At 69.7% G+C, this 24,689-nt stretch carries 22 protein-coding genes and 1 riboswitch; of the genes, 11 read left to right on the top strand and 11 right to left on the bottom strand.

Annotated features, from left to right (window positions below; all coding sequences use genetic code 11):
- The first annotated feature begins 49 nt into the window (after window positions 1–49).
- Window positions 50–808 (top strand): IclR family transcriptional regulator, encoded by a 759-nt coding sequence (locus FHR33_RS37410; protein WP_183658184.1) that lies wholly within the window; start codon window positions 50–52, stop codon window positions 806–808.
- Window positions 809–881: 73 nt separating this feature from the next.
- Here FHR33_RS37410 and FHR33_RS37405 read toward each other — a convergent pair whose 3' ends face one another.
- The 4 genes from FHR33_RS37405 to FHR33_RS37390 are packed head-to-tail and all read right to left on the bottom strand — an operon-like array spanning window position 882 to window position 5,195.
- A complete protein-coding gene (locus FHR33_RS37405; protein WP_221241407.1) occupies window positions 882–1,700 on the bottom strand; it encodes a carbohydrate ABC transporter permease in 819 nt (272 codons plus the stop codon).
- On the bottom strand, window positions 1,697–2,623 hold the full coding sequence (locus FHR33_RS37400) for a carbohydrate ABC transporter permease (RefSeq protein WP_183658181.1): 927 nt from the start codon (window positions 2,621–2,623) through the stop codon (window positions 1,697–1,699). The genes FHR33_RS37405 and FHR33_RS37400 overlap by 4 nt, the downstream gene beginning before the upstream one ends.
- Window positions 2,620–3,909 (bottom strand): ABC transporter substrate-binding protein, encoded by a 1,290-nt coding sequence (locus FHR33_RS37395; protein WP_183658178.1) that lies wholly within the window; start codon window positions 3,907–3,909, stop codon window positions 2,620–2,622. Before FHR33_RS37395 ends, FHR33_RS37400 begins: the two co-directional genes overlap by 4 nt.
- Window positions 3,906–5,195 (bottom strand): alpha-glucosidase/alpha-galactosidase, encoded by a 1,290-nt coding sequence (locus FHR33_RS37390; protein WP_183658175.1) that lies wholly within the window; start codon window positions 5,193–5,195, stop codon window positions 3,906–3,908. The genes FHR33_RS37395 and FHR33_RS37390 overlap by 4 nt, the downstream gene beginning before the upstream one ends.
- A 246-nt stretch (window positions 5,196–5,441) precedes the next feature.
- On the opposite strand from FHR33_RS37390, the gene FHR33_RS37385 reads away from it, so the two are divergent.
- Window positions 5,442–6,434 carry an endo alpha-1,4 polygalactosaminidase gene (locus tag FHR33_RS37385; RefSeq protein WP_183658172.1) on the top strand — a complete coding sequence of 331 codons (993 nt, stop codon included), beginning with the start codon at window positions 5,442–5,444 and terminating at the stop codon, window positions 6,432–6,434.
- A 62-nt stretch (window positions 6,435–6,496) separates the two neighbouring features.
- Here FHR33_RS37385 and FHR33_RS37380 read toward each other — a convergent pair whose 3' ends face one another.
- Together FHR33_RS37380 and FHR33_RS37375 are read right to left on the bottom strand one after the other, a co-directional pair.
- The gene (locus FHR33_RS37380; protein WP_183658170.1) at window positions 6,497–7,546 is read right to left on the bottom strand and encodes an amidohydrolase family protein; all 1,050 of its coding nucleotides are present in this window, start codon (window positions 7,544–7,546) and stop codon (window positions 6,497–6,499) included.
- A 12-nt stretch (window positions 7,547–7,558) separates the two neighbouring features.
- The gene (locus tag FHR33_RS37375; protein WP_183658167.1) at window positions 7,559–8,494 is read right to left on the bottom strand and encodes a zinc-binding dehydrogenase; all 936 of its coding nucleotides are present in this window, start codon (window positions 8,492–8,494) and stop codon (window positions 7,559–7,561) included.
- A gap of 156 nt (window positions 8,495–8,650) precedes the next feature.
- Between FHR33_RS37375 and FHR33_RS37370 the strand changes: the two genes are divergently transcribed.
- The 4 genes from FHR33_RS37370 to FHR33_RS37355 all read left to right on the top strand — a co-directional run bounded on the left by FHR33_RS37370 (window position 8,651) and on the right by FHR33_RS37355 (window position 11,697).
- Window positions 8,651–9,733 carry an alanine racemase gene (locus tag FHR33_RS37370; RefSeq protein WP_183658164.1) on the top strand — a complete coding sequence of 361 codons (1,083 nt, stop codon included), beginning with the start codon at window positions 8,651–8,653 and terminating at the stop codon, window positions 9,731–9,733.
- 13 nt (window positions 9,734–9,746) lie between these two features.
- Window positions 9,747–10,511, top strand: coding sequence for an SDR family NAD(P)-dependent oxidoreductase (locus tag FHR33_RS37365; RefSeq protein WP_183658161.1), 765 nt, complete (start codon window positions 9,747–9,749; stop codon window positions 10,509–10,511).
- 95 nt (window positions 10,512–10,606) lie between these two features.
- Window positions 10,607–10,984 carry an ArsR/SmtB family transcription factor gene (locus FHR33_RS37360; protein WP_183658158.1) on the top strand — a complete coding sequence of 126 codons (378 nt, stop codon included), beginning with the start codon at window positions 10,607–10,609 and terminating at the stop codon, window positions 10,982–10,984.
- Window positions 10,981–11,697 carry a cation efflux transmembrane domain-containing protein gene (locus tag FHR33_RS37355; protein ID WP_183658155.1) on the top strand — a complete coding sequence of 239 codons (717 nt, stop codon included), beginning with the start codon at window positions 10,981–10,983 and terminating at the stop codon, window positions 11,695–11,697. The genes FHR33_RS37360 and FHR33_RS37355 overlap by 4 nt, the downstream gene beginning before the upstream one ends.
- A 91-nt stretch (window positions 11,698–11,788) precedes the next feature.
- Here FHR33_RS37355 and FHR33_RS37350 read toward each other — a convergent pair whose 3' ends face one another.
- Window positions 11,789–12,562, bottom strand: a complete 774-nt coding sequence (locus FHR33_RS37350) for a CHAP domain-containing protein (protein ID WP_183658152.1) — start codon at window positions 12,560–12,562, stop codon at window positions 11,789–11,791.
- A 15-nt stretch (window positions 12,563–12,577) separates the two neighbouring features.
- A riboswitch (cyclic di-AMP (ydaO/yuaA leader) is annotated at window positions 12,578–12,747 on the bottom strand.
- Between the two features lie 690 nt (window positions 12,748–13,437).
- On the opposite strand from FHR33_RS37350, the gene FHR33_RS37345 reads away from it, so the two are divergent.
- The 4 genes from FHR33_RS37345 to FHR33_RS37330 all read left to right on the top strand — a co-directional run bounded on the left by FHR33_RS37345 (window position 13,438) and on the right by FHR33_RS37330 (window position 20,875).
- Window positions 13,438–14,475, top strand: a complete 1,038-nt coding sequence (locus FHR33_RS37345) for an ABC transporter substrate-binding protein (RefSeq protein ID WP_183658150.1) — start codon at window positions 13,438–13,440, stop codon at window positions 14,473–14,475.
- Window positions 14,475–16,109, top strand: coding sequence for a sugar ABC transporter ATP-binding protein (locus FHR33_RS37340; RefSeq protein WP_183658147.1), 1,635 nt, complete (start codon window positions 14,475–14,477; stop codon window positions 16,107–16,109). The genes FHR33_RS37345 and FHR33_RS37340 overlap by 1 nt, the downstream gene beginning before the upstream one ends.
- A complete protein-coding gene (locus FHR33_RS37335) occupies window positions 16,102–17,193 on the top strand; it encodes an ABC transporter permease (protein WP_183658144.1) in 1,092 nt (363 codons plus the stop codon). Before FHR33_RS37340 ends, FHR33_RS37335 begins: the two co-directional genes overlap by 8 nt.
- Before the next feature lie 238 nt (window positions 17,194–17,431).
- Entirely contained in the window at window positions 17,432–20,875 is a 3,444-nt protein-coding gene (locus FHR33_RS37330; RefSeq protein ID WP_312895895.1) for a S8 family serine peptidase, read from the top strand.
- Window positions 20,876–20,944: 69 nt separating this feature from the next.
- Here the strand turns inward: FHR33_RS37330 and FHR33_RS37325 are convergent, their stop codons facing one another.
- From FHR33_RS37325 to FHR33_RS37310, 4 genes are read right to left on the bottom strand one after another with little or no spacing between them, the layout of a single operon-like run.
- On the bottom strand, window positions 20,945–21,565 hold the full coding sequence (locus FHR33_RS37325; RefSeq protein ID WP_183658139.1) for a response regulator: 621 nt from the start codon (window positions 21,563–21,565) through the stop codon (window positions 20,945–20,947).
- The gene (locus FHR33_RS37320) at window positions 21,562–22,770 is read right to left on the bottom strand and encodes a sensor histidine kinase (RefSeq protein WP_183658136.1); all 1,209 of its coding nucleotides are present in this window, start codon (window positions 22,768–22,770) and stop codon (window positions 21,562–21,564) included. Before FHR33_RS37320 ends, FHR33_RS37325 begins: the two co-directional genes overlap by 4 nt.
- Before the next feature lie 10 nt (window positions 22,771–22,780).
- Window positions 22,781–23,029, bottom strand: a complete 249-nt coding sequence (locus tag FHR33_RS49350; protein WP_376773265.1) for an ATP-binding cassette domain-containing protein — start codon at window positions 23,027–23,029, stop codon at window positions 22,781–22,783.
- The gene (locus FHR33_RS37310) at window positions 23,026–23,961 is read right to left on the bottom strand and encodes a LysR family transcriptional regulator (RefSeq protein ID WP_183658133.1); all 936 of its coding nucleotides are present in this window, start codon (window positions 23,959–23,961) and stop codon (window positions 23,026–23,028) included. The genes FHR33_RS49350 and FHR33_RS37310 overlap by 4 nt, the downstream gene beginning before the upstream one ends.
- 71 nt (window positions 23,962–24,032) lie before the next feature.
- Here FHR33_RS37310 and FHR33_RS37305 point away from each other — a divergent pair, with 71 nt between their 5' ends.
- Window positions 24,033–24,623, top strand: coding sequence for a short chain dehydrogenase (locus tag FHR33_RS37305; protein ID WP_183658130.1), 591 nt, complete (start codon window positions 24,033–24,035; stop codon window positions 24,621–24,623).
- The last annotated feature ends 66 nt before the right edge of the window (window positions 24,624–24,689 follow it).

Genomic DNA, 24,689 nt, shown 5'->3' with positions numbered 1-24,689 from the left:
TCCGCATAACGCGCTAGCATTCCACAAAGCGGAACATGAGGAGAATGCAGTGGCTGAGGCCCAGTCCCCCGTCGGCAGCGTCGATCGCGCCCTGCTCATCCTGCAGGAGATCGGAAAACACAGCAGGGGCGTTACGCTCGACGAGCTCGCCACCCGGCTCGGCCTCCCCAAGAGCTCGCTCCACCGGCTGCTCGGCGCGCTCAAGCACCGCGGCTTCGCCGCCCAGCCCGAGCCCAGCGGCCCCTACTTCCTCGGCACCGAGATGCTGGCGACTGCCTTCAGGTTCTACGAGACGATGGACCTGCGCACGCTCGTACGGCCGCTGCTGCTGCGGCTGAGCGAGGAGTTCACCGAGACCGTGCACATGGCGATGCTCGACGGCAGCGAGGTCGTCTATCTCGACAAGGTCGAGGCGGTCCGCTCGATCACGATGACCTCGGTGGTGGGCGGCCGCAACGCGGCCCACTGCACGGGCGTCGGCAAGGCGCTGCTGGCCTGGACGTATCCGACCGACGAGGCGATCAGGGCGTGGGCCGAAAGGTATGGCCCGCTGTCGACCAGGACCCGTAACACGATCACCCATCCGGGCAAGCTCGCCACCCACCTCGACCAGGTCCGGCAGCGCGGCTACGCGCTCGACCTGGAGGAGAACGAGTACGGCGTGCGGTGCGTGGCCGCCCCCGTCTTCATGGGCAGGACCGCGCCCGTCGCCGCGGTGAGCGTGACCGCGATCAAGGACCGCATGTCCCCCGCCCGGATGGAAGAGGTGGGCAACGTCCTGAAGCGGGCGGTGGCCGAGAAGATCTGACGCTCGGGCGGAGAGCGCGCCGCTCCCCGCCTGAGCCGTCAGCCCTTGACCGCGCCGCTCCCCGCCTGAGCCGTCAGCCCTTGACCGCGCCGGTCAGCGCCTGGACGAAGCGGCGCTGGCCGAACAGGAAGACCGCCAGCACCGGCAGCGTCGTCATCACCGTCCCCGCCATGATCGCCGGCCAGTCGGCGCGGTGCTGCCCCTGGAAGGTCGTCAGACCCACCTGGACCGTGTAGTTGTCCTCCGAGTTGATCGCCACCAGCGGCCAGAACAGGTCGTTCCACGCCGTGATGAACGTGATGACGGCGAGCGCCGCCAGTGCGGGCCTGGCCACCGGCAGCACCACCCGGTAGAACACCGCGACGCGCGAGCAGCCGTCGATGCGCGCCGCCTCCTCCAGCTCCTTGGGGAAGGACTGGAAGAAGGAGGTCATCAGGTAGATGCCCACCGCCGAGCTGAGCTGCGGCACGATCAGCGCGCCGAGCGTGTCGGTGAGCCCCATCCGGTTGAACATCAGGAAGGTCGGGATCACCGTGAGCTGGAACGGGATCAAGGCCGTGGCGATGACCAGCACCAGGACCAGCTTGGAGCCGACGAACCTGATCCTGGCGAAGGCGTAGCCCGCCATGCTGCACAGCACGACCTGGGCCAGCACGATGGCTCCCGACACGATGACGCTGTTGAGGAACCAGCGCAGGAAGTTCGAGCGCTCGACGACCGTGCGGTAGCCGCCCAGGTCGACGCCCTCCGGCCAGATCGCCGGAGGGAACCTGTTGAGCTCGGCCTGGGTCATCACGGAACTGAGCACCAGCCAGACGAACGGCAGCAGGACCACCGCCGACATCGGCGCCAGCACCAGGTGCCACTTGCTGGGCAGGCGGAGGCGTCTCACGTCGTGACCCCCCTCCGCCGCGCCACCAGCAGGCCCACGACGATCAGCAGCAGGGTCCCTGCGAACAGCACGTACGCCACGGCAGCGCCGTAGCCCGCGGTGGAGTAGGTGAAGGCGAGCTGCCAGACGTAGTAGACGATGGTCACCGTCGCGTTGGCGGGGCCGCCCTTCGTCGTGGTCATGACCAGGTCGAAGAACTGCAGGGCGTCGATCACGCCCCAGACCGCCAGGAAGATCGTCATCGGGCGCACCGACGGCACGATGATGTGCCTGAAGGTGGTCCACCATCCCGCGCCGTCGATCGAGGCGGCCTCCATCACCTCCCTGCTGATCTCCTGGATCGCGGCCAGGTAGATCACCACGGAGAACCCGAAGCGCGTCCAGAAGAAGATCAGGGTGAGGACGAACATCGCCTGCGAGGGGCTGCTGAGCAGCCCCTGGATCGGCAGCCCCAGCTTGGCGAGCAGCCCGTTGGCCAGGCCGAAGTCGCGGTCGAAGATGAACCCCATGAGCAGGCCCGTCGCGGTGGCCGAGACGATGTAGGGCACGAGGAAACAGGTCCGGTAGAACCCGATCCCGCGCACCTTCCTGTTCAGCAGCACCGCGACCAGCAGGCCCGCGACGAGCGATGCGGGGATGTAGAGCACCAGCAGCAGCCCGGTGTTCCGCAGCGCCTGGAAGAACACCGGGTCCTCGAGCAGCGCCCGGTAGTTGTCGAGCCCGACGTTGCGCCCCGGCGTCATCAGGTCGGAGTCGGTGAACGACAGCGCCAGCGCCCACGCCATGGGCACCAGCGAGAACCCCAGGATGACCAGCGTCGCCGGCCCTGCGAAGGACCAGCCGGCGATGTTGTCGCCGAGCCTCCTGCGGTCCTTCGAGCGCCTGTGCGCGGCGGTGGAGGCGCTGAGCGCGGTGCTGCTCATGATCCAGGTACGGCCAGCGCCGCGTCCGACTTGGCGACCGCCTCGTCGAGCGCCGTCTTCACATCGCTCCTGCCGAGCAGGGTCTGCGCGACGGCCTCGGCCACGAAGGCGGACACCCTCGGGTACCTGGTGGTCGCCGGCCTGACCCGCCTGGCGTTGGCCAGGTTGGCCGAGATCACGTCGATGCCCCGGTACTTGTCGAGGTAGTCCTGGTAGCCGGGCAGCTTGGTGATCGACTCCCTGATCGGCAGCGAGCCCGTGTCACCCATCCACACCAGCTGCTGCTCGGCGGCCGTCAGCCAGGCCAGGAACGTGGCCGAGGCCTTGACCCTGCGCTCGTCGTGGTCGAAGACCACCCAGTTGTCGGGCCCTGAGATGGTCTCGTGGTTGCCGTTGGTGCCGGGCAGCGGCGAGACGCCGTAGTCGACCTTCGCCGCCTGCAGGTCGGGCAGCACCCACGGCCCCGACAGGAACAGCCCGAGCCTGCCGGACTCGAACAGCTTCTGCCCCTTCTCCGCGGGGCTGGAGTCGAGGTAGACGGACTTGTCGTCGACCGCCATGGCGCGCAGCCTGCCGAGCGCCTGCTGGCCCGCCGTGGAGTTGAAGACCGCCTTCCTGTGGTCGGGCGTGAGGATGTCGCCGCCGGCCTGCCAGATCATCGGCCACAGGCCCCAGACCGCCTCCTCGCCGCCGCTGATCGGCCAGGTGGTGCCGAAGACGCCGTCCTGGGCGTCGGTGGCCTGCTTGGCCATCGCCCTGAAGTCGTCCCAGGTCCAGCCCGCCCTCGGCGGCTGGAGGCCCGCCTTGGCCAGCACCTTCTTGTTGTAGAGGACGACCATGTTGTCGACCACTGCGGGAAAGCCGATGACCTTGCCCTCGACGGTGACGGCCTCGCGCTCGCTGGCCCAGAAGTCCTTCCACTGGACGGCGGGGTCCTTGACGAACTCCGTGAGGTCGGCCGTCTTGGTGTTCCTGGCGATGTTGGGCGCCCATGAGCCGTAGAGGTAGGCGATGTCAGGGTAGGAGTCGGAGGTGAGCGCCGCGGTGATCTTGGGCAGCATGCCGTCCGCCGTGGCTCCACCCGACTCGGTGTTGACCTTGATGTCCGGGTGGCTCTGGTTGAACCGGTCGACCAGCTTCTCGATCGACTTCGCGGAGGCGTCCTCCTGGCCGTGCCAGATGGTGATCTCGACAGGACCGCTCGCCGCCTGCTTGTCCTGTGTGCCGCCGCCGCAGCCGGTCGCGACCAGGGTGAGGACCGCCGCGGCGGCCAGCGCCCGCCTCATCGGACACCCTCGGGAAGCAGCTCGCCGTGGGCCTCGATCATCTCGTCGACGAGGTCGTGGATCTGCTGGAGCGTGAGCGTGGCCGAGGCGTTGGGATCGAGCATGGCGGCGTGGTAGACGTGGTCGCGGCGGCCTTCGAGGGCCGCTCTCACGGTCAGTTCGCCCACGTTCAGGAACGTCCTGTTCAGCGCGGCCAGCTGGGGCGGCAGCTCGCCGATCCTGGTCGGGTGCATCCCCGACCTGTCGACCAGGCACGGCACCTCGACGCAGGCGTCGACGGGCAGGTTGGCGATCAGGCCGTCGTTGCGCACGTTGCCGTGGACGACCCTCGACGTGCCGGTCTCGATGGAGTGGATGACCTCGGAGGCCAGCTCCATGGCCGGCTCGATCTCGACGCCCTCTCCCGCGGCGAGCCTGCGTCTGGTCTCCTCGTAGGTGTCGAGGTTCTCCTCCGACCAGCGCAGGTAGATCTCGACGGGGATGCGGAAGTGCTCGACCTGGTCGTCGTGGTGCAGGAACCAGGGCAGGTACTCCGACCCGTGCTCGCTCGACTCGGTCGGGAAGTGGCCGAAGCGGCGGTACATCTCCACCCTGACGGTCCTGCGCAGCTCGGGGTCGCGGGCGATGACCTCGTCCAGCGCCGGGTAGAGGTTCTGGCCCTTGTGCTCGAACTTCAGCACGAACGCCTGGTGGTTGGCGCCCGCCGTGACGAAGGAGACCTCCTCCTCCGGCATGCCCACCAGCGAGGCCAGCCTGGCCTGGGTGTCGCGGACGGAGTGGCAGAGGCCGACGACGTTCTTGAAGGGCGTTCCCTGGTAGACGGCGCGGGGGATCATCGCCATCGGGTTGGTGTAGTTGAGGAGCAGCGCCTGCGGCGCCAGCTCGGCCAGGTCGTGGCCGAGGCCCACCATCACCGGAATCGTACGGAGCGCCCGGAAGATCCCACCGATGCCGAGGGTGTCGGCTATCGTCTGGCGCAGGCCGTAGCGACGGGGGATCTCGAAGTCGACACGGGTGGCGGCGTGCCCGCCTACGGCGATCTCGTTGATCACGTAGTCGGCGCCGTCCACGGCGGCTCGGCGGTCGAGGTGCGCCTCCACCTTGGCGCCGAGCCCGAGCTCCGTGACCATCCAGTTGGCCATGGCCTCGGCCGTGGCCAGCCGCTCGGGGTCGATGTCGTGCAGGACCAGGCTGGACTCTCCGAGCTCCGGAAATGTCAGGATGTCGGAGAGGACGTTCTTGGTGAACTCGACGCTGCCGGCGCCGACGAAGACTATGCGTGCCATGGGGTTCCCTCCACAGAGCACACGGTGAGCGTGACGGCCCACTGCGTGCGGCGAGTATAGCCACCCATCCGCGATACAGACTAGAGTTCCGCTATACGGAAAGATCTTGTTGAGGCGGAGGATTGGCGCTTTTCATCTGTTTTGCGGAAGTCTCGACGTCAAGAGGAAGGTTGACAACCCCCGATCATGCCCGATTTCCTTAATGGCGGAATATCATTCCGCTATATGGAATAGAAGGAGAGTGCGTTGGTCAGTTTCCGATCCATCTCCACCCGCTTGACCGCGGTCGCGGCCTTACTGCCGGTCGCCGCGCTCGGCCTCACGGCGTCCGCCGAGGCCGCCGCGACAGCCGCCCCTGGCGCCGCCAAGGGCACGGAGGCGGCGGCGAGCGCGGCTATCTGGCGCCCTCCGGTGCAGAGCCGCTGGCAGTACCAGCTCCAGGGCAACAAGGCCTACGCCTCGACCGGCGGCATCAACGTCAACATCTGCGAGGTGCCGCAGACCGGCGGCGCGTGCGTGCGCCCGACCGTCTTCGACATCGACCTGTACGTCGACGCCGAGATCGCGGGCAACAACTCCACGCTCAACACCGCGGGTGTCAAGGCCATCCACGCCAAGGGCGCCAAGGCCGTCTGCTACATCGACGCGGGGTCGATCGAGGAGTTCAGGCCCGACTACCAGCAGTTCGTCGACTGGCACGAGAGCCACGGCAACTCCCTGCTGGGCAAACCGTTCAGCGAGGAGTTCCCGAACGAGCGCTGGGCGAACATCAACAACGACAGGGGCCAGCGTGACTTCCTCCTGAAGATGATGGAGCCCCGCGTCGACAAGTGCGTGCAGGCGGGGTTCGACGGGGTCGAGTTCGACGTCGTGCACGCCCACGAGGAGGGCAAGGAGGTCACCGGCTGGGACATCAGCCCGGAGACCCAGCTGATCTACAACAGGGCGCTGGCCGACCTGGCCCACAGGAAGGGCCTGTCCGTCGCGCTGAAGAACGACCTCAGCCAGATCGAGGACCTGGTGTCGGTCTTCGACTACGCGGTCAACGAGGAGTGCTTCCAGTACAGCGAGTGCGCCGACCTGTCGGCCTTCGTCAGGGCGGGCAAGCCGGTCTTCCAGGTGGAGTACAAGACCTCGCCGGGGAGCTTCTGCGCCAAGGCCAACCAGCTGAAGTTCAACTCCATCAAGAAGGCGAGCGACTACTCGCTGTACGACAAGCCGTACAAGCCGTGTAAGTGAGCGCGCGCGGTGGCCCCGCCGGGGGCGGGGCCACCCGTTCACGTCAGCCTCGGCACGAGTCTTCATGCCAGCCTCGGCACGAGTGCGAGCGCGTTGCCCGCGTAGACCCGCGCGAGCACGTCGTCGGGCAGGTCGAGCCCGCTGATGGTCCAGCGTCCCATCAGCGGCGGGTCCTGCGTGGAGTGGGCGAAGGCCTCGTCGTCGCTCTCCATGAAGCGGAAGTGGATGCGGTAGACCTCGGGGTCAGGCGGGATCTCGTCGGTCCCGAACAGCACGCGGCCGGGGTGGCGCACCAGCAGCTCTCGAGCCGCGCGGGGCGCGCGCCCCAGCTCCGCGATGCGGGCGGCGAGGTCGATGTGGAAGTTGGGGTAACGGTCGAGCATGCCGCCGACCCAGCCGAGGTTCTCCGGCCAGCACCCGGCGTGCACACCGATCACGGTCGTCGCGGGGTGGGCGGCGACCATCGACTCCATGGCCTCCATCAGCCGCTCGAAGCGGGGGAAGCCGGGCCCCGAGAACGCCCAGTCGGGGCGGGCCGCCAGCTGCTCGACCCGCTCGTTGCGCTCGTCGATCGGCTGGAAGAACGCGACAGGGTCGGCGGTGTGCAGGGCGATCGGGACGCCCAGTTCCCCCGCCGCCTCCCACAGCGGCGCGAGCCGCTCGTCGTCGAGCATGACCAGCTCACCGCGATGGTCGCGGCGGCGCAGGCCGACGTCCTTCCACACCTTGAGCCCCGCGGCGCCCTCGGCGACACAGGCGCGCAGCTGCGCGGCCAGCCGCTCGCCGAAGCCATGGCCGGGATCGGCGGTCCACGACCAGTCGACGTGGCAGAACGTCGCGAACCTGCCTGGATGGGCGGCGTCGTAACGTTCCAGATTCGCGGCCAGCTCGCCACCCCAGCGGCCGTCGAGGTTGACCATGCCGCGCAGGTTGAGCCCGTCCATCGTCGCCAGGAGCGCGGGCACGTCCTTGACCATCCAGTCGCCGTCGCCGGTGAGCCAGCGGCCGAGGTGGACGTGCGCGTCCACGGCGGGCACGCGGGCCCTTTCGACGACGGTGACCGGCACGGTGAGCTGGGAGATCGGGCGGTACTGGGAGAGGGGAATGTCCACGGCTGCCTCGGTTCAGGGGGTGAGCAGGGCCTTGACGGGAACGCTGTGACCGTTCATCAGCGTGGTGAAGACCGCCGCCCCCTCGATCAGCGGGAAGGTGCCGACCCAGCTGAGGTCCCATCCGCCGACCAGCTCGGCGGCCGTGGCGAAGTCGGCGTCGGTGTAGGCGAACGAGCCGAGCACCCGCTTCTCGCCGCGCACGAGCCCGGCGGCGTCGAAGCCCGCGACGGCCTCGGCCAGGCCCAGCCACACCGCGACCCCACCGGGCCGTAGCAACGCGAGCGACCGTTCGCGGGTGACGGCGGCGCCCACCGCGTCGAAGATCACGTCGTACTCGCCGGTCAGCTCGGCCACGGCCGCGTCCGCGCCGAGGCTGCGCGCGATCGCGCGCCGGCTCTCCGCGTGGTCGGCCACCTCAATGCCCCCGGCCCCGCCCGAGAGGGCGACCTGCAGGCAGGCGAGGCCGATCGCGCCCGCGCCGATGACGCCCACCCGCGCCCCCGCGGGAGCCCCGGCCAGCGACCACGCGTGCACCGCGTTCGCCGCGGGCTCCACGATGCCCGCAGCCGTCCAGTCCAGCTCGACGGGCGGCGCGGTGATCGCCTCGCGGGGTACGGCCACGCGCTCGGCGAAGCCGCCCGGCCGGTGCACGCCGACGATCTGCCGCTTCCTGCACACGTTCCGCAGACCCATCCCGCACACGTCGCAGGCGCCGCACGACAGGATCGGGTTGACGATCACCTGGGTCCCTTCGTCCGTACGGCCGGCGAACTCGTGCCCCATCACCAGCGGCGGCACCCTGAACCCCGGCGTCCTGACGCCATGCAGCTCGCTCCCGCAGATGCCGGAGGTGACCACGTGGACCAGGACCTCGCCGTCACCGACCTCCGGCTCGGCCACCTCGCGGATCTCGACGACACCAGGGCCGGTGAACACCAACGCCCTCATCGCGGACCTCCTCATTCCGTATCGCAGAACGGCATTCCGAATTAGCGCAAGAACACCAGCATGCGATGCGGCTGTCAAGGGTCTTGGGCAGCCATCGCGCTATTCCATATAACGGAACGCTGGTGCACTAGGCGGAATGGATGTTAATTTCGGGATATGTACCCCGAGATCGACACCCCTGCGCTCGTCATCGACCTCGCCGCGGTCAGAGCCAACGTGACGGAGATGGCCAAGGTGGCCGCGCGCAACGGCGTCAGGCTGCGGCCGCACGTCAAGACGCACAAGATGCCCGAACTGGCCAGGATGCAGCTCGAGGCGGGCGCGACCGGTATCACCTGCGCCAAGCTGGGCGAGGCCGAGATCATGGCCGACGCGGGGATCGACGACATCCTGCTGGCCTTTCCGATCTGGGGCGAGCCGAAGCTCCGCCGCCTGGCCGCGCTGCGCGAGCGGGCCAGGGTGCGGGTCAGCCTCGACTCCCCCGAGGTCGCCGCGGGGCTCGGCCGCCTGGGCGGGCCGCCGGTCGAGGTCCTGGTGGAGGTCGACACCGGCCAGCACCGCCTGGGCCGTCCTCCCGGCCGGCCGACCGCCGACCTGGTGGCCGAGATCGCCGCGATCCCCGGCGTCGAGGTCGTCGGGCTGCTCACGCTCGCAGGCCACGCCTACCACTCCCGCACCCCCGAGGAGCTGGCCGAGACCTCCCGCCGCGAGGGCGCCGACCTGGTGGCCACGGCCGAGCTGTGCGCCCGCGACGGCATCGAGCTGCGCGAGATCAGCGTCGGCTCCACGCCCACCGCCAGGCACGTCGCGGGGGTGGCGGGCGTGACCGAGATCAGGCCGGGGACCTACATCTTCAACGACGCCTCGATGATGCGCCTCGGCGTGGCGAGCGAGGCGACCACGGCCGCCCGCGTGCTGTCCACCGTCATCGCCAGGCCCACGCCCGAGCGCGTGGTCTTCGACGCGGGGACCAAGTGCCTCACCTCCGACGGCAGCGGCTCACCCGACTGGATCAGGGTCGCGGGCGTGCCGTACGCGCACATGGAGTTCCTGAACGAGGAGCACGCCGTCGCGCATCTGGAGCCTGGTCACCACGGCGAACTGCCCGTGGGGACGCGGGCGGCGCTCATCCCGAGCCACGCCTGCTCCGTCGTCAACCTCTTCGACCTGGCCCACGGCGTCGAAGATGGACAGGTCATCACCGAGCTACGCGTCGCGGCCCGCGGCGCGGTGCGTTGAAAGCAGGGACGTCATGCGAGGACTGGCCGGCAAGCGAGTGCTGATCAGCGGCGGCAGCAGCGGCATCGGCGCCGCCACGGCCCGCAGGTTTCTCGAGGAGGGCTCCAGGGTCGTGCTCGGCGGGCTCGAGCAGGCCGAGGTCGCCGCGACCGTGGCCGAGCTGTCCCCGCTGGGCGAGGTGAGCGGCCTGGCGGGCGACGTCCGCGCCGAGGCCGACGTCGCCAGGCTGGTGGAGGGCGCGATCGCGGCGATGGGCGGGGTCGACGTCCTGGTCAACAACGCCGGTACGGCATGGCGCGAGCCGTTCCTCGAGATCACCCCCGACCACTGGGACACGATCATCGCGGTGAACCTGCGCGGCATGTTCCTCGTCGCCCAGGCCGTGGCGCGCCACCTGGTGGAGCGCGGCGAGGGCGGCGTCATCCTCAACATGTCCTCGACCAACGGCCTCGGCGGCGAGGCGGACTACGCCCACTACAACGCCTCCAAGGGCGGCGTCCTGCTTCTCACCAGGACCATGGCCGTCGAGCTGGGCAAGCACGGCATCAGGGTGAACGCGCTGTGCCCCGGCTACATCAGGACGCCGCTCAACTCGGCGATCTCGGCCGGGCTCGACGGCGACTTCGTCTCGTCGTACGAGCGTGACCACATCCCGCTCGGGCGCGCCGGGTTCGCGGAGGAGGTTGCGGCGGGCTACGCCTTCCTGGCCTCCGACGACGCGGCGTTCGTCCACGGCACCGAGCTGGTCATCGACGGCGGCCAGCTGGCGATCATGTGACGGACCTGCGGCCCAGGCGTCGCCGACGGTGCGATCGCCGGTCGCGACCGCCTCCCCCTTGCCAAGTCGTCGCCCGCAAGAGCTATCATCGCGGTATGGCGATCAATGATGCTGGCCGGTGTGTGAGCGCCGACATCGCGGCAGGACTGCCGCCCGCGGCGGCGCTGTTCCATTCCCTGGCCGATGAGACCCGGCTGCGCATCGTGGCCAGACTGGCCCGGGGCGAGGCGCGGGTGGTGGATCTGACCGGCGAGCTCGGGCTGGCGCAGTCCACCGTCTCCAAACACCTGGCCTGTCTTCGCGACTGCGGCCTCGTCGACTACCGCGCCGAAGGACGGCAGTCGTTCTACTCGCTGACCCGGCCAGAGCTGATGGACCTGCTCGCCTCGGCCGAGCAGCTCCTGTCCGCCACCGGCCACGCGGTCGCCCTGTGCCCGATGCCCGGCCTGGCGGCGCAGCCGAGGCCGTCGTGACCGCGCTGAACACGCCGGGCCTCGGGCCGTCCGCCGACCGGCGCGAGGCGCTACGGCGCCGCATCCGCCTGCTGGTCGCCGCGACGATCACCTACAACGTGATCGAGGCCGCGGTGGCCATCACCGCGGGCACCGTCGCCTCCTCCGCCGCGCTGGTCGGCTTCGGCCTCGACTCGATCGTGGAGGTCGCCTCGGCCGCCGCGGTGGCCTGGCAGTTCTCCGGCGCCGACCACGAAGAGCGCGAGAGGACGGCCCTGCGCGTCATCGCGCTGTCGTTCTTCGCCCTGGCCGCCTACGTCACCTTCGACGCCGTACGCGCCCTGCTCGGCACCGGCGAGGCCGACCACTCCACGCCCGGCCTGGTCCTGGCAGGGCTCAGCCTGGTCGTCATGCCCTTCCTGTCGGCCGCCCAGCGGCGCGCCGGTCGCGAGCTCGGCTCCGCCTCGGCCGTGGCCGACTCCAAGCAGACGCTGCTGTGCACCTACCTGTCGGCGGTGCTCCTGGTCGGGCTTGCGCTCAACAGCCTGTTCGGCTGGTCATGGGCCGACCCCGTTGCCGCCCTCGTGATCGCCGCTGTGGCGGTCAAGGAGGGTCGTGAAGCCTGGCGCGGGGAGGCCTGCTGCGCCCCGCATCCGCTCGCCACCGACCTCTCGGCCCCGGATTCGGCCGGGTGCGCCGACGGCTGCTGCCCGAACGAGCGGAAGGACGACTGATGCCCTGCTGTCGAACTGAGACACCCCCGCCCGTCCGCCTGGCGGGGGGCGCTCTCCGGCCGAGCCGCACGGCTCGGCCGGAGAGCCTCCCCTACGCGAACAGGTCCCTGCTCCACCCGGATGCCCGGTGGCTTCGGCCACCGCCGCCCACCGCGTGGGCCGGTCGCCTGTCCCTGACGCGCTTGACCGCCACAGCGGTGCACAGCAGCGCGACGAGCACGGCGGCCGAAGCGGTCGCGTCCTGAACCTGGGGCAGCTCAGAGGTCACACCGGCGAACGGCTGCCGAGCTGAAACGGAGACGTGCTGCACCGCCGAGGCCTTCATCGGGGGCTCGGAAGCGCTGCCGACGGCCGCGCTCTCCACCTGCTCGGAGGCGCTTTCCACGCGCGCGCCGAGGTTCTCCTGCACCTTCCTGGGGAGGCCGTAGCCGACGATCTTGCCCGGGTCGCGCTCCTTGCGCTTGAGCCAGACACGGTCGGCGTTGCCCTCGATCGTGAAGACCTTGGCTCCGTCCACCTTCTCGACGATTCCGACATGGTCGATGCCTTCGACGCTGTCCCCGCCGGACCAGTCGAAGAAGACGATGGCGCCCGGTTCGGGCTCCTCGCTCCACGCGTCCTGCTGTCTGAACCATTTCGCGTGGTCGACGGTGTAGGCGAACTCTCCGACGTACTCCTCGACACCGGCCTGGTGGGCCGCCCAGGTGACGAACATGTCGCACCAGGGCGCGGTCTTGAAGTAGGAGTCGCTCTTGTCCACGTTGGCGTAGTACCACTCGCCGAACTTGGTGTAGCCGTTGCTCTGTTCCCGGTAGCCGAGATCCCTTTGGGCAGCGTCAAGCAGCCCGTCCACGATGGATGGCATGAGGTTGGGGGAATGACCTTTCTCCTTGACCGCCTACCGGGTTAGCTGACGGGTTCGGGCCAGGAGTCGCCCTACCACCACGCATGGTGGATTCACCCCGGGCGTGGATCGCTCCACACCAAGTGGGTCCCCGGTTCCCATGACGGGACGTGCCCGTCACCGATGGGATTCGGCGGCCGACCGGCCGCCCTCGGGGGTGAAGGCAAGTCGCCGGTCAGTACGTTGCGATGTGGCAAGAAGGTAGCGATTACTTGAACAAACCGCACCATTCCGGACAAAAGATTTACCTTGCGCTGGTTTGAACCGCCATCGAGCACACCTCGCTTTTGCCCTCGCCTGCCCTCCCCCCGCGAGATCGCGTCAGGCCCACCTCACGGCCATCGAGAGCGACCAGCCGCAGCTCAGGGCGGCTCCAGTCGTCCGCAGAGCGATCACCATGAGACCCGCTACACGATCGCCTGCAGGGAGCCGGGGCACCACGCGAGGACGGACACGCCCGTTGGGAAGATCGGAACACTGGATCTCCAGAACGCCGGCCTGGACGATCGCGAAGGAGGTGGAGTTCTCGCCCGAGGTCGCGGCCCCGCTGCGGCCCGAGGGTCGATCCGCGGGGAGCGAGTCGTCGCTACGGGCTCGTCGCCCATGGAGCCGGCGATGACATGTCGCCGCGAGTAATGAGTTCTTTTCCTTTCACATGTTTCCACCGGGACACTTCCAGAGCTTTGCTGGAAGCGACCGATGGTTGTGAGTTTTTGTTGAATGAAGAGTTCTCCATGGGTGCACCCCGACCGCTGTCCGCGCTCGTCGTCAAGGTTCGCGACCGAGCGTGAAAGCCCTTTGAGGCGCCCATAGGGAGGGCAGTTCAGGAGGCCGTCATGGCTCGCTCACGTATCGTCTTCTCGCTCTCACTCGTCCTGGCCATCGCGCTGGTGGCACTGGTGCTCGGGGTGGTGGGAGGCCGGGCGACGAGTTCGGCCAGCCAGGCGACCGGCGGAGGCTCGGGCGGGGCGGCGAGCGGCAAGAAGATCGACGTGGTCATCAAGGCGAGTGACTCCTCGTTCTGGCAGACCATGATCGCCGGAGCGAAGCAGGCAGGCGGCGACTTCGGCATCAAGGTGAGCACCTTCGGCCCCACGTCCGAGACCAACATCGACCAGCAGGTCCAACTGGTGGAGAACTCCATCTCCAGGGGCGTCGACGGGCTGGTCATCGCGCCCAACTCCTCCAGCGCCCTGAACTCGGCGATCGACAGGGCGCGCAAGGCGGGTCTCAAGGTCATCACCGTGGACAGCCGCGTGACCACCGCCTCCGAGGGGTTCATCGGCACCGACAACCTCAAGGCCGGGATGCAGGCAGGCAAGCGGATGTGCGAGCTGCTCAAGGCGCAGAACAAGACGAGCGGGAGCGTCATGATCGAGTCTTCCGTCGCCGGCATCCAGTCACTGGTCGACAGGGACGCCGGCTTCAAGCAGGGCCTCGCGCTGAACTGCCCGCAGGTCAAGGTGACGCTGCAGCGCTTCAACAACAACGACATCAACACCGCGGCGTCGCAGGTCAACGACGCGCTGACCGCCAACCCCGATCTGGCGGGGGTGTTCGCGGACAACAACACCTCGGGGGTCGGCGCGGCCAGGGCGATCCAGGACAACAACGCCAGCGAGACCGTCCCCGTCGTGGCGTTCGACTCCGACCCGCAGGAGAACGCCGCGCTCGCCGCGGGCACCATCGACGCGTTGGTGGTGCAGAACCCGTACTTCTTCGGCTACCAGGGGGTCCTGGCCGCGGGGATGGCCACGGTCAACCGCATCCCGCCGCGTGACATCGACCCTGGGGCGGTCGTGGCGGACAAGAAGAACATGAGCGAGCCCGACGTGAAGCAGCTGCTCAACCCGCCGACGATGAAGGCGGAGTGATGGTCCAGGCCGTGGTGGAACTGCAGGGCGTCTCCAAGGCCTTCGGCCCTGTCCAGGCGCTGAGCGACGTCTCGCTCAGCCTGGTCCCCGGTCAGGTGAACTGCCTGGCGGGGGAGAACGGCGCGGGCAAGTCGACCCTGATCCGGGTGCTGACGGGCGCGCTGCGCAGGGACAGCGGCAGCTACGAGATCGAGGGACACCCCGTCACCGCGCCGACCCCCGCGTCGGTGCGCGCGGCCGGCGTGCAGGCCGTCTACCAGGAGCTCAGCCTGCTCCCCCACCTGTCGGTCGCGGAGAACCTGTTCATGGGCCGCCTCCCCTCGCGCACCGGGATCATCGCAAGGAACCGGTTGCGCACCCGGGCCAGGCAGGCCCTCGACGAGGTAGGGCTGACGGACCTCAGCCCGGACGCGATCGTGGAGCGGCTCCCTGCGGCCACGCGCCAGCTCGTGGAGATCGCCAAGGTGCTGACCGCGGACTCCGTCAAGGTGATCGTGTTCGACGAGCCGACCACGGCGCTCACCGAGGCGGAGTCCGCACGGCTCCTCGAGCACATCCTGCGGCTGCGCGAGCGCGGCATAGCGATGCTCTACGTGACCCACCGCCTCGAGGAGATGTTCGAGATCGGCGACTGGGTGACCGTGCTGCGGGACGGGAGCCTGTCCGAGACGGGGCCGATCAGCAACTACGACGAGGACCGGCTGATCACCGCGATGGTCGGCAGGGAGATCAGTTCCCTCTATCCGGAGACCCACCGGCACGCGGGAACGCCCGCGCTGCGGGTCAGGGGGCTGCGCCGGTTCGAGGGCTCGCCGAGCATCGACCTCCACGTCGGAGCAGGGGAGATCCTCGGCATCGGCGGGTTGCTCGGCTCGGGGCGGAGCGGTCTGCTGCTGTCCGTCTTCGGCGCCGCTCCTGTCGTGGCCGGTGAGCTGGAGGTCGACGGCAAGCCGGTGAAACCGTCCGGTCCACGCGCGATGATGAACGCCGGGGTGGGACTGCTCACCGAGGACCGGAAGGTGCTGGGACTGCTGCCGGAGCTCTCGATCCGGGAGAACGTCACCATCGCCAGCCTGCGCAGCGGCTCCCGCCGCGGGCTGCTGCCCGGCCGCGAGCAGGTCGAGGAGGCGGATCGGCTGCTCGACAGCCTGCGGCTGCGGGCCGGTTCCTACGACCAGCCGGTGTCGACGCTGTCCGGCGGCAACCAGCAGAAGGTCCTGCTCGCCCGATGGCTGCTCACCAAGCCGAAGGTACTGATGTTCGACGAGCCCACGAAGGGCATCGATGTCGGGGCCAAGGGAGAGCTGTACACCGTCATCGGAGACCTGGCCGCGAAGGGGCTGGGGATCATCGTGGTGTCGTCGTACCTCCCTGAGCTGCTGGGTCTCGCCGATCGCATCCTGGTGCTGCGCGACGGGGCGGTGGCGGGCGAGCTTCCGGGATCGGCCACCGAGGAGGACGTGCTCCGCCTGGCCAGCGGCAGCGGAGGCGCCGAGGTCCCGGCCGCCGAGGACGCGACCGCGACGCCCGCGGCCTCGGACGGAACCGCATCGGTCTCGGGTGAGGTCCGAGCGCCTGGGCGCACGACTCCACCGACGCCCGACGACCCAGGAGGGGGAAGCCGAGATGCCTAAGCTGATCTGGCGTGAGCCGATCGAGACCACGACGATCACCAACAAGCCGCCGGGCGGTGAGGGGCCGGGGCTGGAGACGGTGCCGAGGGCCAGGCTGTCGCCCGAGCAGCAGGCCGAGCCCAGGCGGCGAGTCATCACGCTGGGGGACATCGCGGGACGAGAGAGCGGCGGCCTCGTCGTCCTGCTCGTCGCGATCGGCGCCCTCACCCTTGCCAGCGACGAGTTCCTCACCGGCAACAACCTGTCCAACCTCGCCCGGCAGGTCGCGATCTTCGGGATCATCGCGGTCGGCCAGCTCCTGGTCATCCTGACCGCCGGGATCGATCTGTCGGTCGGGTCGATCCTCGGCCTGTCAGGCGCCTCCACCGCGCAGTTCCTGGTCGCAGGCATGCCGATCGTGCCGGCGATCCTGCTCGGCGTGGGGATCGGCACCGCGCTCGGGGTCGTCAACGGCCTGCTGGTGACCAGGGCCCTGCTGCCGCCGTTCATCGCGACCCTTGGCATGCTCGGCATCGCCCGCGGGATAGTCCTGGTCAGCACCGACGCCCAGACCATCCAGGGCGTTCCCGAGGCGTTCCAGGTCATCGCCAACGGCACGATCCTCGGCATTCCCAACCTGCTCATCGTCGCCGCCGCGGTCACCGCCGTGATGTGGTTCGTGCTCACGCGGACGGTCTTCGGCCGCTACATCTACGCCGTCGGCTCCAATCCCGAGTCGGCCCGCCTCGCGGGTGTACCCGTGCGGATGGTGACGATCTCGGTCTACATGATCTCTGGCCTGCTCGCCGGTCTCGGCGGGGTGCTGCTGGCCTCCCGGCTGGGAGCGGGCATCCCCACCGCCGGCACGGGCTTCGAGCTCAGCGCGATCGCCGCCTGTGTCATCGGCGGCGCGAGCCTGTTCGGCGCGAAGGGAAGCGCGATCGGCGCCGCCACCGGAGCCCTGATCATGGGGGTCCTCAACAACGGCGGCAACCTCCTGGCGATCAACGCCTTCTACCTGCAGATCGCCATCGGCGTGCTCATCCTTGTCGCGGTCGGGTTCGACCAGCTGAACACCAGACGGTCGGCCTCCAGCGGCGGTTGACACCGGTCTCCCCGGTGCCCGCGGCGCAACGCCGCGGCGGTCCCCCGTCACCCTCCGTCCGCAGCACACGACGCCCCGAGAGCCGACAGGTCACAATTCCCACATATGCCGCAGTTGCCCCTTGAAAAGGTAACTGACGGGAGTCACGCTTCGTCCACATGGAGGTAAAGATCGTCTAGGAGCGTCTGTGACCCACACCCCCCGGCGCCGTCGAGCGGTCCTGTTAGGGATCCTCGCCGTGCTCTCCCTTCTCCTCCCCCACGGCCTGGCCCACGCAGCACCGGAACCGCAGAAGATCAGTGAAGCCGTCCGCGCCGACCTGGCCAAGGACGACAAGGCGACATTCTGGGTGCGGTTGAAGGGCGAGGCCAGCCTCACCGCCGCGCACCGGGCCACCACCAAGGACGACAAGGCCAAGCAGGTCTACACGGCCAAGTCACAGCACGCCAGGTCCTCCCAGGCGAACCTCCGCAAGCTGCTCGACGCGCGCGACGCGGAGTTCACGCCATTCTGGATCGTCAACGCGGTCACCGTCACAGCCGACGCCAAGCTCGCCGCCGAGATCGCCGAGCTGCCCGAGGTGACGGCCATCGAGCCGGTCAGGACGCTCTCCCTGCCCAAGCCCGTCCCCGGCACGGCGGAGGCGAAGGTCAACGCGGTCGAGTGGAACGTGGACCGGATCAACGCGCCCCGCGTCTGGAACGAGCTGGGCGCCAGGGGCGAGGGGATCGTCGTCGCGCACATCGACACCGGCGCGCAGTTCGACCACCCGGAGATCGCCGCGCAGTACCGGGGCAGGACCTCGGCAGGCGGTCACGACCACAACTACAACTGGTTCGACCCGGCGGGCATCTGCCCCAGCCCGGCCCCGTGTGACAACAACGGCCACGGCACCCACGTCATGGGCACCATGGTGGGCGCTTCCGGCATCGGCGTCGCGCCCGGCGCCACGTGGATCGCGGCCAAGGGCTGCGAGGGCCAGACCTGCACGGACGCCTCGCTGCTCGCGGCCGGTCAGTGGGTGCTGGCGCCGACGGACCTGACCGGCGCCAACCCGCGCCCCGACCTGGCTCCCGACATCGTCAACAACTCCTGGGGCGGGGCGGGCTTCGACCCCTGGTACAAGGCGACGGTCGACGCGTGGATCGCGGCAGGGATCTTCCCCATGTTCGCCAACGGCAACGAGGGGCCCGCCTGCCGTACCAGCGGCTCGCCAGGGCAGTACGTGGCCAGCTACAGCACCGGCGGGTTCGACGTGAACAACGTCGTCTACAACCGGTCCAGCAAGGGTGAGGGCGAGAACGGCGAGATCAAGCCCAACATCTCCGCTCCCGCCGTGAACGTCCGCTCGTCGGTGCCGGGCGGCGGATACAGCAGCTTCACCGGCACCTCGATGGCCTCGCCGCACGTCGCGGCCACGGTGGCGCTGATCTGGTCGGCCTCGCCGCGCCTGCAGGGGGACATCGCGGCGACCCGGCCGCTGCTCGACAGCACCGCGATCGACGTCAGCGACACCACCTGCGGCGGCACCGCGGCCGACAACAACGTGTGGGGCGAGGGCCGCCTCGACGCCTTCGCCGCCGTCAACGCCGCGCCACGCGAGGGGCTCGGCGAGCTGAAGGGCACGGTCAGCGCGGAGGGGGCGCCGCTCGCGGGCGCCACGGTCTCCGTGACGGGCCCGCTGAGCCGTACCGTGACCACGGCGCAGGACGGCGCCTACAGCCTGCCGCGCCTGGTGCCGGGCGACTACCAGATCACGGTGACCAAGTTCGGCTACGGCCAGGCCACCGCGACCGCCTCGGTGGTCGCCGAGCAGAGCGCGACGACGGACGTGACGCTGACCCCGGCCGCCTCCGCGGTGGTGTCGGGCACGGTCACCACCGCCGGCGCGCCTGAGGCCGGCGCCACGGTGGCCGCCAGGGGCACGCCGGTCAGCGCGGTCACCGACGCCTCGGGCAGGTACCGGCTGACGCTGCCGCACGGCGCCTACGAGCTCACCGTCACGCCCGCCTCCCGCTGCTCCAGCAGCGCCACCGCCGAGGTCAGCGTCGCGGGCGACGTGACCAAGGACATCGAGCTGCCGCTGCGCGGCGACAACTTCGGCTACACCTGCAGGAGCGGCTCCGACGCCTACGTGGCGGGCACCGACAGGCTCGCGCTCACGGGCGACGACGAGGCGACGCAGGTGACGCTGCCGTTCACCGTCCCCTACTACGGCACGGGACAGTCACGCGCCTGGGTGACCACCAACGGCTTCGCCACCTTCGCGGCCGACAGGGCGACCACCGGCAGCAACACCACCCTCCCCTCGACCGGCGCACCCAACCTGGCGGTCTACCCGTTCTGGGACGACCTGTCGGTGGACGCCCAGGCGGGCGTCTACACCGCGACGAGCGGCACCGCACCACGCAGGACCTTCGTGATCGAGTGGCGGAACGTCACCTTCTACTCCGACACCACGCAGCGGATGTCGTTCTCCGTCCTGCTCGGCGAGGACGGCTCGATCGGCTACCGCTACAAGGACGTGGACAGCGAGCGGGAACGCGGCTCCAGCGCCACCGTCGGCATCGAGAACGCGGGCGGCACCGACGGCCTGCTGTACTCCTACAACACCGCGGCGCTGACCGACGGGCAGAGCCTGGCGGTGACGGCGAGCAGGCACGGCCTGGCGATCGGCGCCGTCACCGACGCCAACGACGGCGACCCGCTCGCCGGGGCCCAGGTGAAGATCGGCGACGTGGCGACGTTCACCACCGGCGCGGACGGCGCCTTCTACGGGCAGGTGCCGTCGGGCGACTACACGGTGGAGGTCTCGAGGGAGCACTACGGCACCTTCTCCCAGCAGGTGACGATCGCGCCCGGCACGCTCACCAGGATCGACACCGCGCTCGTCACCGGCAGGGTGAGCGCCTCTGTGGCCGAGGTGACGGTGGTGATGCCCGCGGAGGCGAGCAGGGCCCGCACGGTGGAGCTCACCAACCTCGGTTCGCCCACCGCCTACACCGCGACGGCCGACGCGGCATGGCTCACCGTGGCCCCGGCCGCGGGAGAGCTGGCCAAGGGCCAGTCGGCGGCGCTGAAGATCTCCGTCTCCAGCGCCGGCCTCCAGCCGGGCGGCGTACGGGCGGGCACGCTGACCGTCCGCTCGGCCAGCGGTCGCCAGCCGGTCATCGAGATCAGGGTGACGGTCGCGGTGCCGAAGCTCCAGGTGGCCGTCGACGCGGGCGGCGCCAGGGCCCTGACGGACGGCGAGGGCGACACCTGGACCGCAGACAGGAAGTACGCCCAGGGCGCACACGGCTACGTGGCCACCTCCACCTCGACGCACACCACGACGAGGACCATCAAGGGCACGACCGAACAGGAGCTGTTCAGGCGGGTCAGGGAGAACATGCTGGAGTACCGCTTCGACAACGTCCCCTCCGGCACGTACACCGTCGAGCTGGGCTTCGCGGAGACCAGGTCGACGGGGATGGGCAGGCGCGTGTTCGACGTGATCGTCGAGGGCCAGCTGGCGATCCCGGCGCTCGACCTGGCGCTCGAGGCGGGCACCTACACCGCGGTGACCAGGCAGCACACGGTGAAGGTGACCGACGGGCAGCTCAACGTGCGCTTCGCGGCGCGTAAGGGCGCGCCGATCGTCAGCTTCGTCCGCATCTCGGAGCGGCCCGACAAGCCGTGACGTCCTCCCTCGCCCCCTCCATCAGGAGGGGGCGAGGCTGGGCTCCAGGCCGGCGACCCCCGCCGGTGCTCAGGCGAGCAGGCCGCGACGGTAGGCCTCGCCCACGGCGGCGGCCCGGTCGCGCACGCCGAGTTTGCCGTAGACGTGCAGCAGGTGCGTCTTGATGCTCGCCTCGCTGATGAACAGTTTGGCGGCGGCCTGACGGTTGGACGCGCCGTCGGCGACGAGCTGGAGCACCTGCAGCTCCCGTTCGGTGAGGACGGCCTTCGTGGGCTTGCGGATCTGGCCCATCAGCCGTCCGGCGACCGACGGCGACAGCACGGGCTCGCCTGCCGCGGCGGCGTGCACGGCCCGCAGGAGCTCCTCGGTCGGGGCGTCCTTGAGCATGTAACCGGTGGCCCCCGCCTCGATCGCGGGCAGCACGTCCGCGTCGCTGTCGAAGGTCGTCAGCACGAGTACCTTGATCTCAGGGTGAGCCTCACGCATGGCGGCGATCGCGGTGACGCCGTCCATCTCCGGCATCCGCAGATCCATCAGGACGACGTCGACGGCGAGGGCTCCGGCCCGCTCGACGCCCTCGCGGCCGTTGGACGCCTCGCCTGCCACCTCGATACCGGGCTCGGCCTCGAAGGCGGCGCGCAGGCCGCCACGCACGATCGGGTGGTCGTCGACGATCAGCAGCCTGATCATGCCGTGACCGCCTGCAGGGCCGGGACACCGACGCTGACGGCGGTCCCCTCGCCGGGGGTGCTCTCGATCTCCAGGGTGCCGCCGACCCCGCGGACGCGCTGCCTCATGCTGCTCAACCCGAATCCCCTCCCGCTCTCGGCGCCGATGCCTGCCCCATCGTCGCGGATGTCGAGCAGGACGACGTCGCCGGCGTACGAGAGCGTCAGGCCGACCCGTGAGGCGCCGGCGTGCTTGGCGACATTGGTCAGGGCCTCCTGGGCGACGCGGAACAGGGTGACCTCGATGGCCGGGCTGAGCGGCCGGCTCTCTCCGGTGACCTCGACGTGCAGGTCGATTCCCGAGCCGCCGGCCCAGTTCCGCGCCATCGCCGACAGGGCCTCTGGCAGGTGGGCCTCTTCCAGCTCGAGCGGGCTCAGCGCCTGGACGGACCGCCGCGCCTCGGCCAGGTTCTCCTGGGCGAGGGTGAGCGCGAGGTCGACGTGCGGGCGCATGTCCTCGACCCTCTTGGCCGCCCTGAGCTGCGTGATGATCCCGGTGAGGCCCTGGGCGAGGGTGTCGTGGATCTCCCTGGCCATCCGCTGCCGCTCGTCGAGCACACCCGCCTCACGGGCCTGCGTCATCAGCTGGACCTGCAGCCCGGCGTTCTCCTCCATCATGGCCTCCAGGTCGGCGAGGGCCTTGCGGTATTTCAGCTGCCGCTCCTCGATCTTGATGCTCATCATGACGCCGCCGCCGATGGAGAGCGTCTGCACGGCCACGATCGCGGCGTGGAAGAGGACCAACTGCACGTTCGCCTCCGACCAGTCCAGGACGGTGCCGTACAGGACGATGGAGGTGGCGGCGACCGCGGCGAACGTCCACCTCGACGGGGCGAACTGGGCGGCCAGGAAGAATCCGGAGATCGTATGGATGGCGAAGATCGGATCGTGGAGCGTCAGGATCGCCGCCGTGACGAGCACGCCGACGAAGTGGACGACGGTGACACCCGTTCGCTGCCGCCATCGCGCGGGCAGCAGCACGTGGGCGCAGAGGATCCAGGCCAGTGCCACTGCCGCCAGCCCCAGCGTCACCAGCCGCTTCTCCCAGGGCTGGTCAGGCGCCGAGAGGCTGATGACCGCCGCGGTGCCCAGGCAGATGAAGGGGACCACCTCGACGAGGCGATCGAAGCGTCGCTCCCACCGCGATGGGGGGTACGGGTCCGTCATGATGCCGACCCTACGTCCCTGCCGGTTGGCGGACCGACCGGTCCTGCTGTTCCCCCGCCCAGCACCTTGAAGAGCCCACCGCCATCGCCAGGGTCGTCGTCTTGCCCGCGCCGTTCGGCCCGACCAGGCCGTAGAACGATCCTGCGGGGACCGTCAGCTCGACGTGATCGACCGCGACATGGTCTCCGAAGCTCTTGTGCAGCCGGTGACCAAGAGCGCGGGTATCCCCTGTGTTCCCATACCTCGACGATGGCGTCACCTGCCGGCCCGCACATCGCCCGCCCGCCTTCCGGCTGGTGGATCCGGAACGACCGCTGATTCACTGACAGAAAGGTGATGGAGGGCGGCGGCGATGGCCGGATGGGACTCCGTCCCTGCGCGGACCACGGCCTCGATCGTCCGCCCCTTGCCCGGCAGGGTGATGAGGGCGAGTCCCCGCGGCGGCGTCCTGCACAGCATCATGGGCAGGATCGTCACCCCGAGGCCCGCGGCGACCAGCGCCAGCGCGGAGCGGAGGTCGCGGTAACTGCGCTCGATGACCGGGGTGAAGCCCGCGCTCTGGCAGGCGTGCGTCATCACGTCGCGACACGCGCTCGGCGCCGGTGTGGTGATCCACGGCTGGTGCGGGAGCGCGGCCAGACCGTCGATCTCCCCCAGTTCCTCCGGTACGGCCAGCACGAGCGGATCGTCGAACAGCGCCTGCGCGACCAGCCCCTCCGGCAGGGGCATGCCCAGGTGGGGGTAGCGGTAGGTCAGCGCCACGTCGAGAGTGCGCTGCCTGAGCAGCGGCAGCGCCTCCTCGGGCTCGGCCTCGACGATACGGACACGCAGCCCCGGATGCGCGCGCACCAGGCTCGATGCCAGCGGCGCTGCCAGCGTTTCCAGTCCACTGGGCAGGCAGCCGATCACCAGCTCGCCGCCCACCTCGCCGTCGAGCGCGCGAACGGCGCCTTTCGCGCGTTCGAGAGCCGCCAGCACCTGCTCGCACTCGGCGGCGAGCGTGGATCCCGCGGCGGTGAGCCGGACCATCCGTCCCTCTCTCCGCAGGAGAGCGGCGCCTGCCTCGGTTTCCAGGATCCGCAGTTGCTGCGACACCGCGGACGGCGTCACGCCGTGGAGCTCGGCGACGGCTGTGACGGTGCCGTACTCGGCGAAGTCCCTGAGCAGGACGAGCCGCTTCACATCAATCACAAGCACATCTTAAAAGGTCCTGAAGTTCAGGTAGCTAGACTTCACGATAGTGCTCCAGCGAAGCTGGGCTCATGAGAATTGTGCTCGTGGGAGCGACAGGAACGCTGGGCCGAGGCATCCATGAGGTGCTGCGCGAGCGCGGCCACGAGATCGTGACGGCGTCCCGCAAGGGCTCCGACGTCCCGGTCGACATCACCGACCCCGCATCGATCCGCGCGATGTACGAGCAGCTGGGCGAGGTGGACGCGGTCGCCTCAGCGGCGGGCAGTGTGCCATGGCTGCCGCTCGACCGGCTCGACCACCAGGACGTGCTGGACGGCATCACGGGCAAGGTCACCAGCCAGGTCGAACTGGTGCGCCAGGGCGCCGCCACCGTCCGCGGATCGTTCACGCTGATCAGCGGCGTGCTGGCCCGCGACCCGCTGCGCACCGGCGCCGTGGCGTCCCTCGCCAACGGCGCGATCGAGGCCTTCGTCCGCGCCGCGGCCATCGAGCTGCCGCAACGGGTCAACGCGGTGAGCCCGACCGTCTTCACCGAATCGATGGACGCCTACGGCGAGCTCTTCGCCGGCTTCGAGCCGGTGCCGGTACGGCAGGCCGCCAACGCCTACCTGCGCTCGATCGAGGGACACCAGACCGGGCAGGTCTACGAGGTCGGCTGACCCCGGGTGATCCGTGACGGGCCTCGCCTGATGCTGTGACGGCGGTGCGGACGGCTCTCACAGCAT

The sequence above is a fragment of the Nonomuraea dietziae genome (assembly GCF_014195505.1).
GTDB lineage: Bacteria > Actinomycetota > Actinomycetes > Streptosporangiales > Streptosporangiaceae > Nonomuraea > Nonomuraea roseola.
This window is presented reverse-complemented; position numbering and strand designations above follow the sequence as displayed.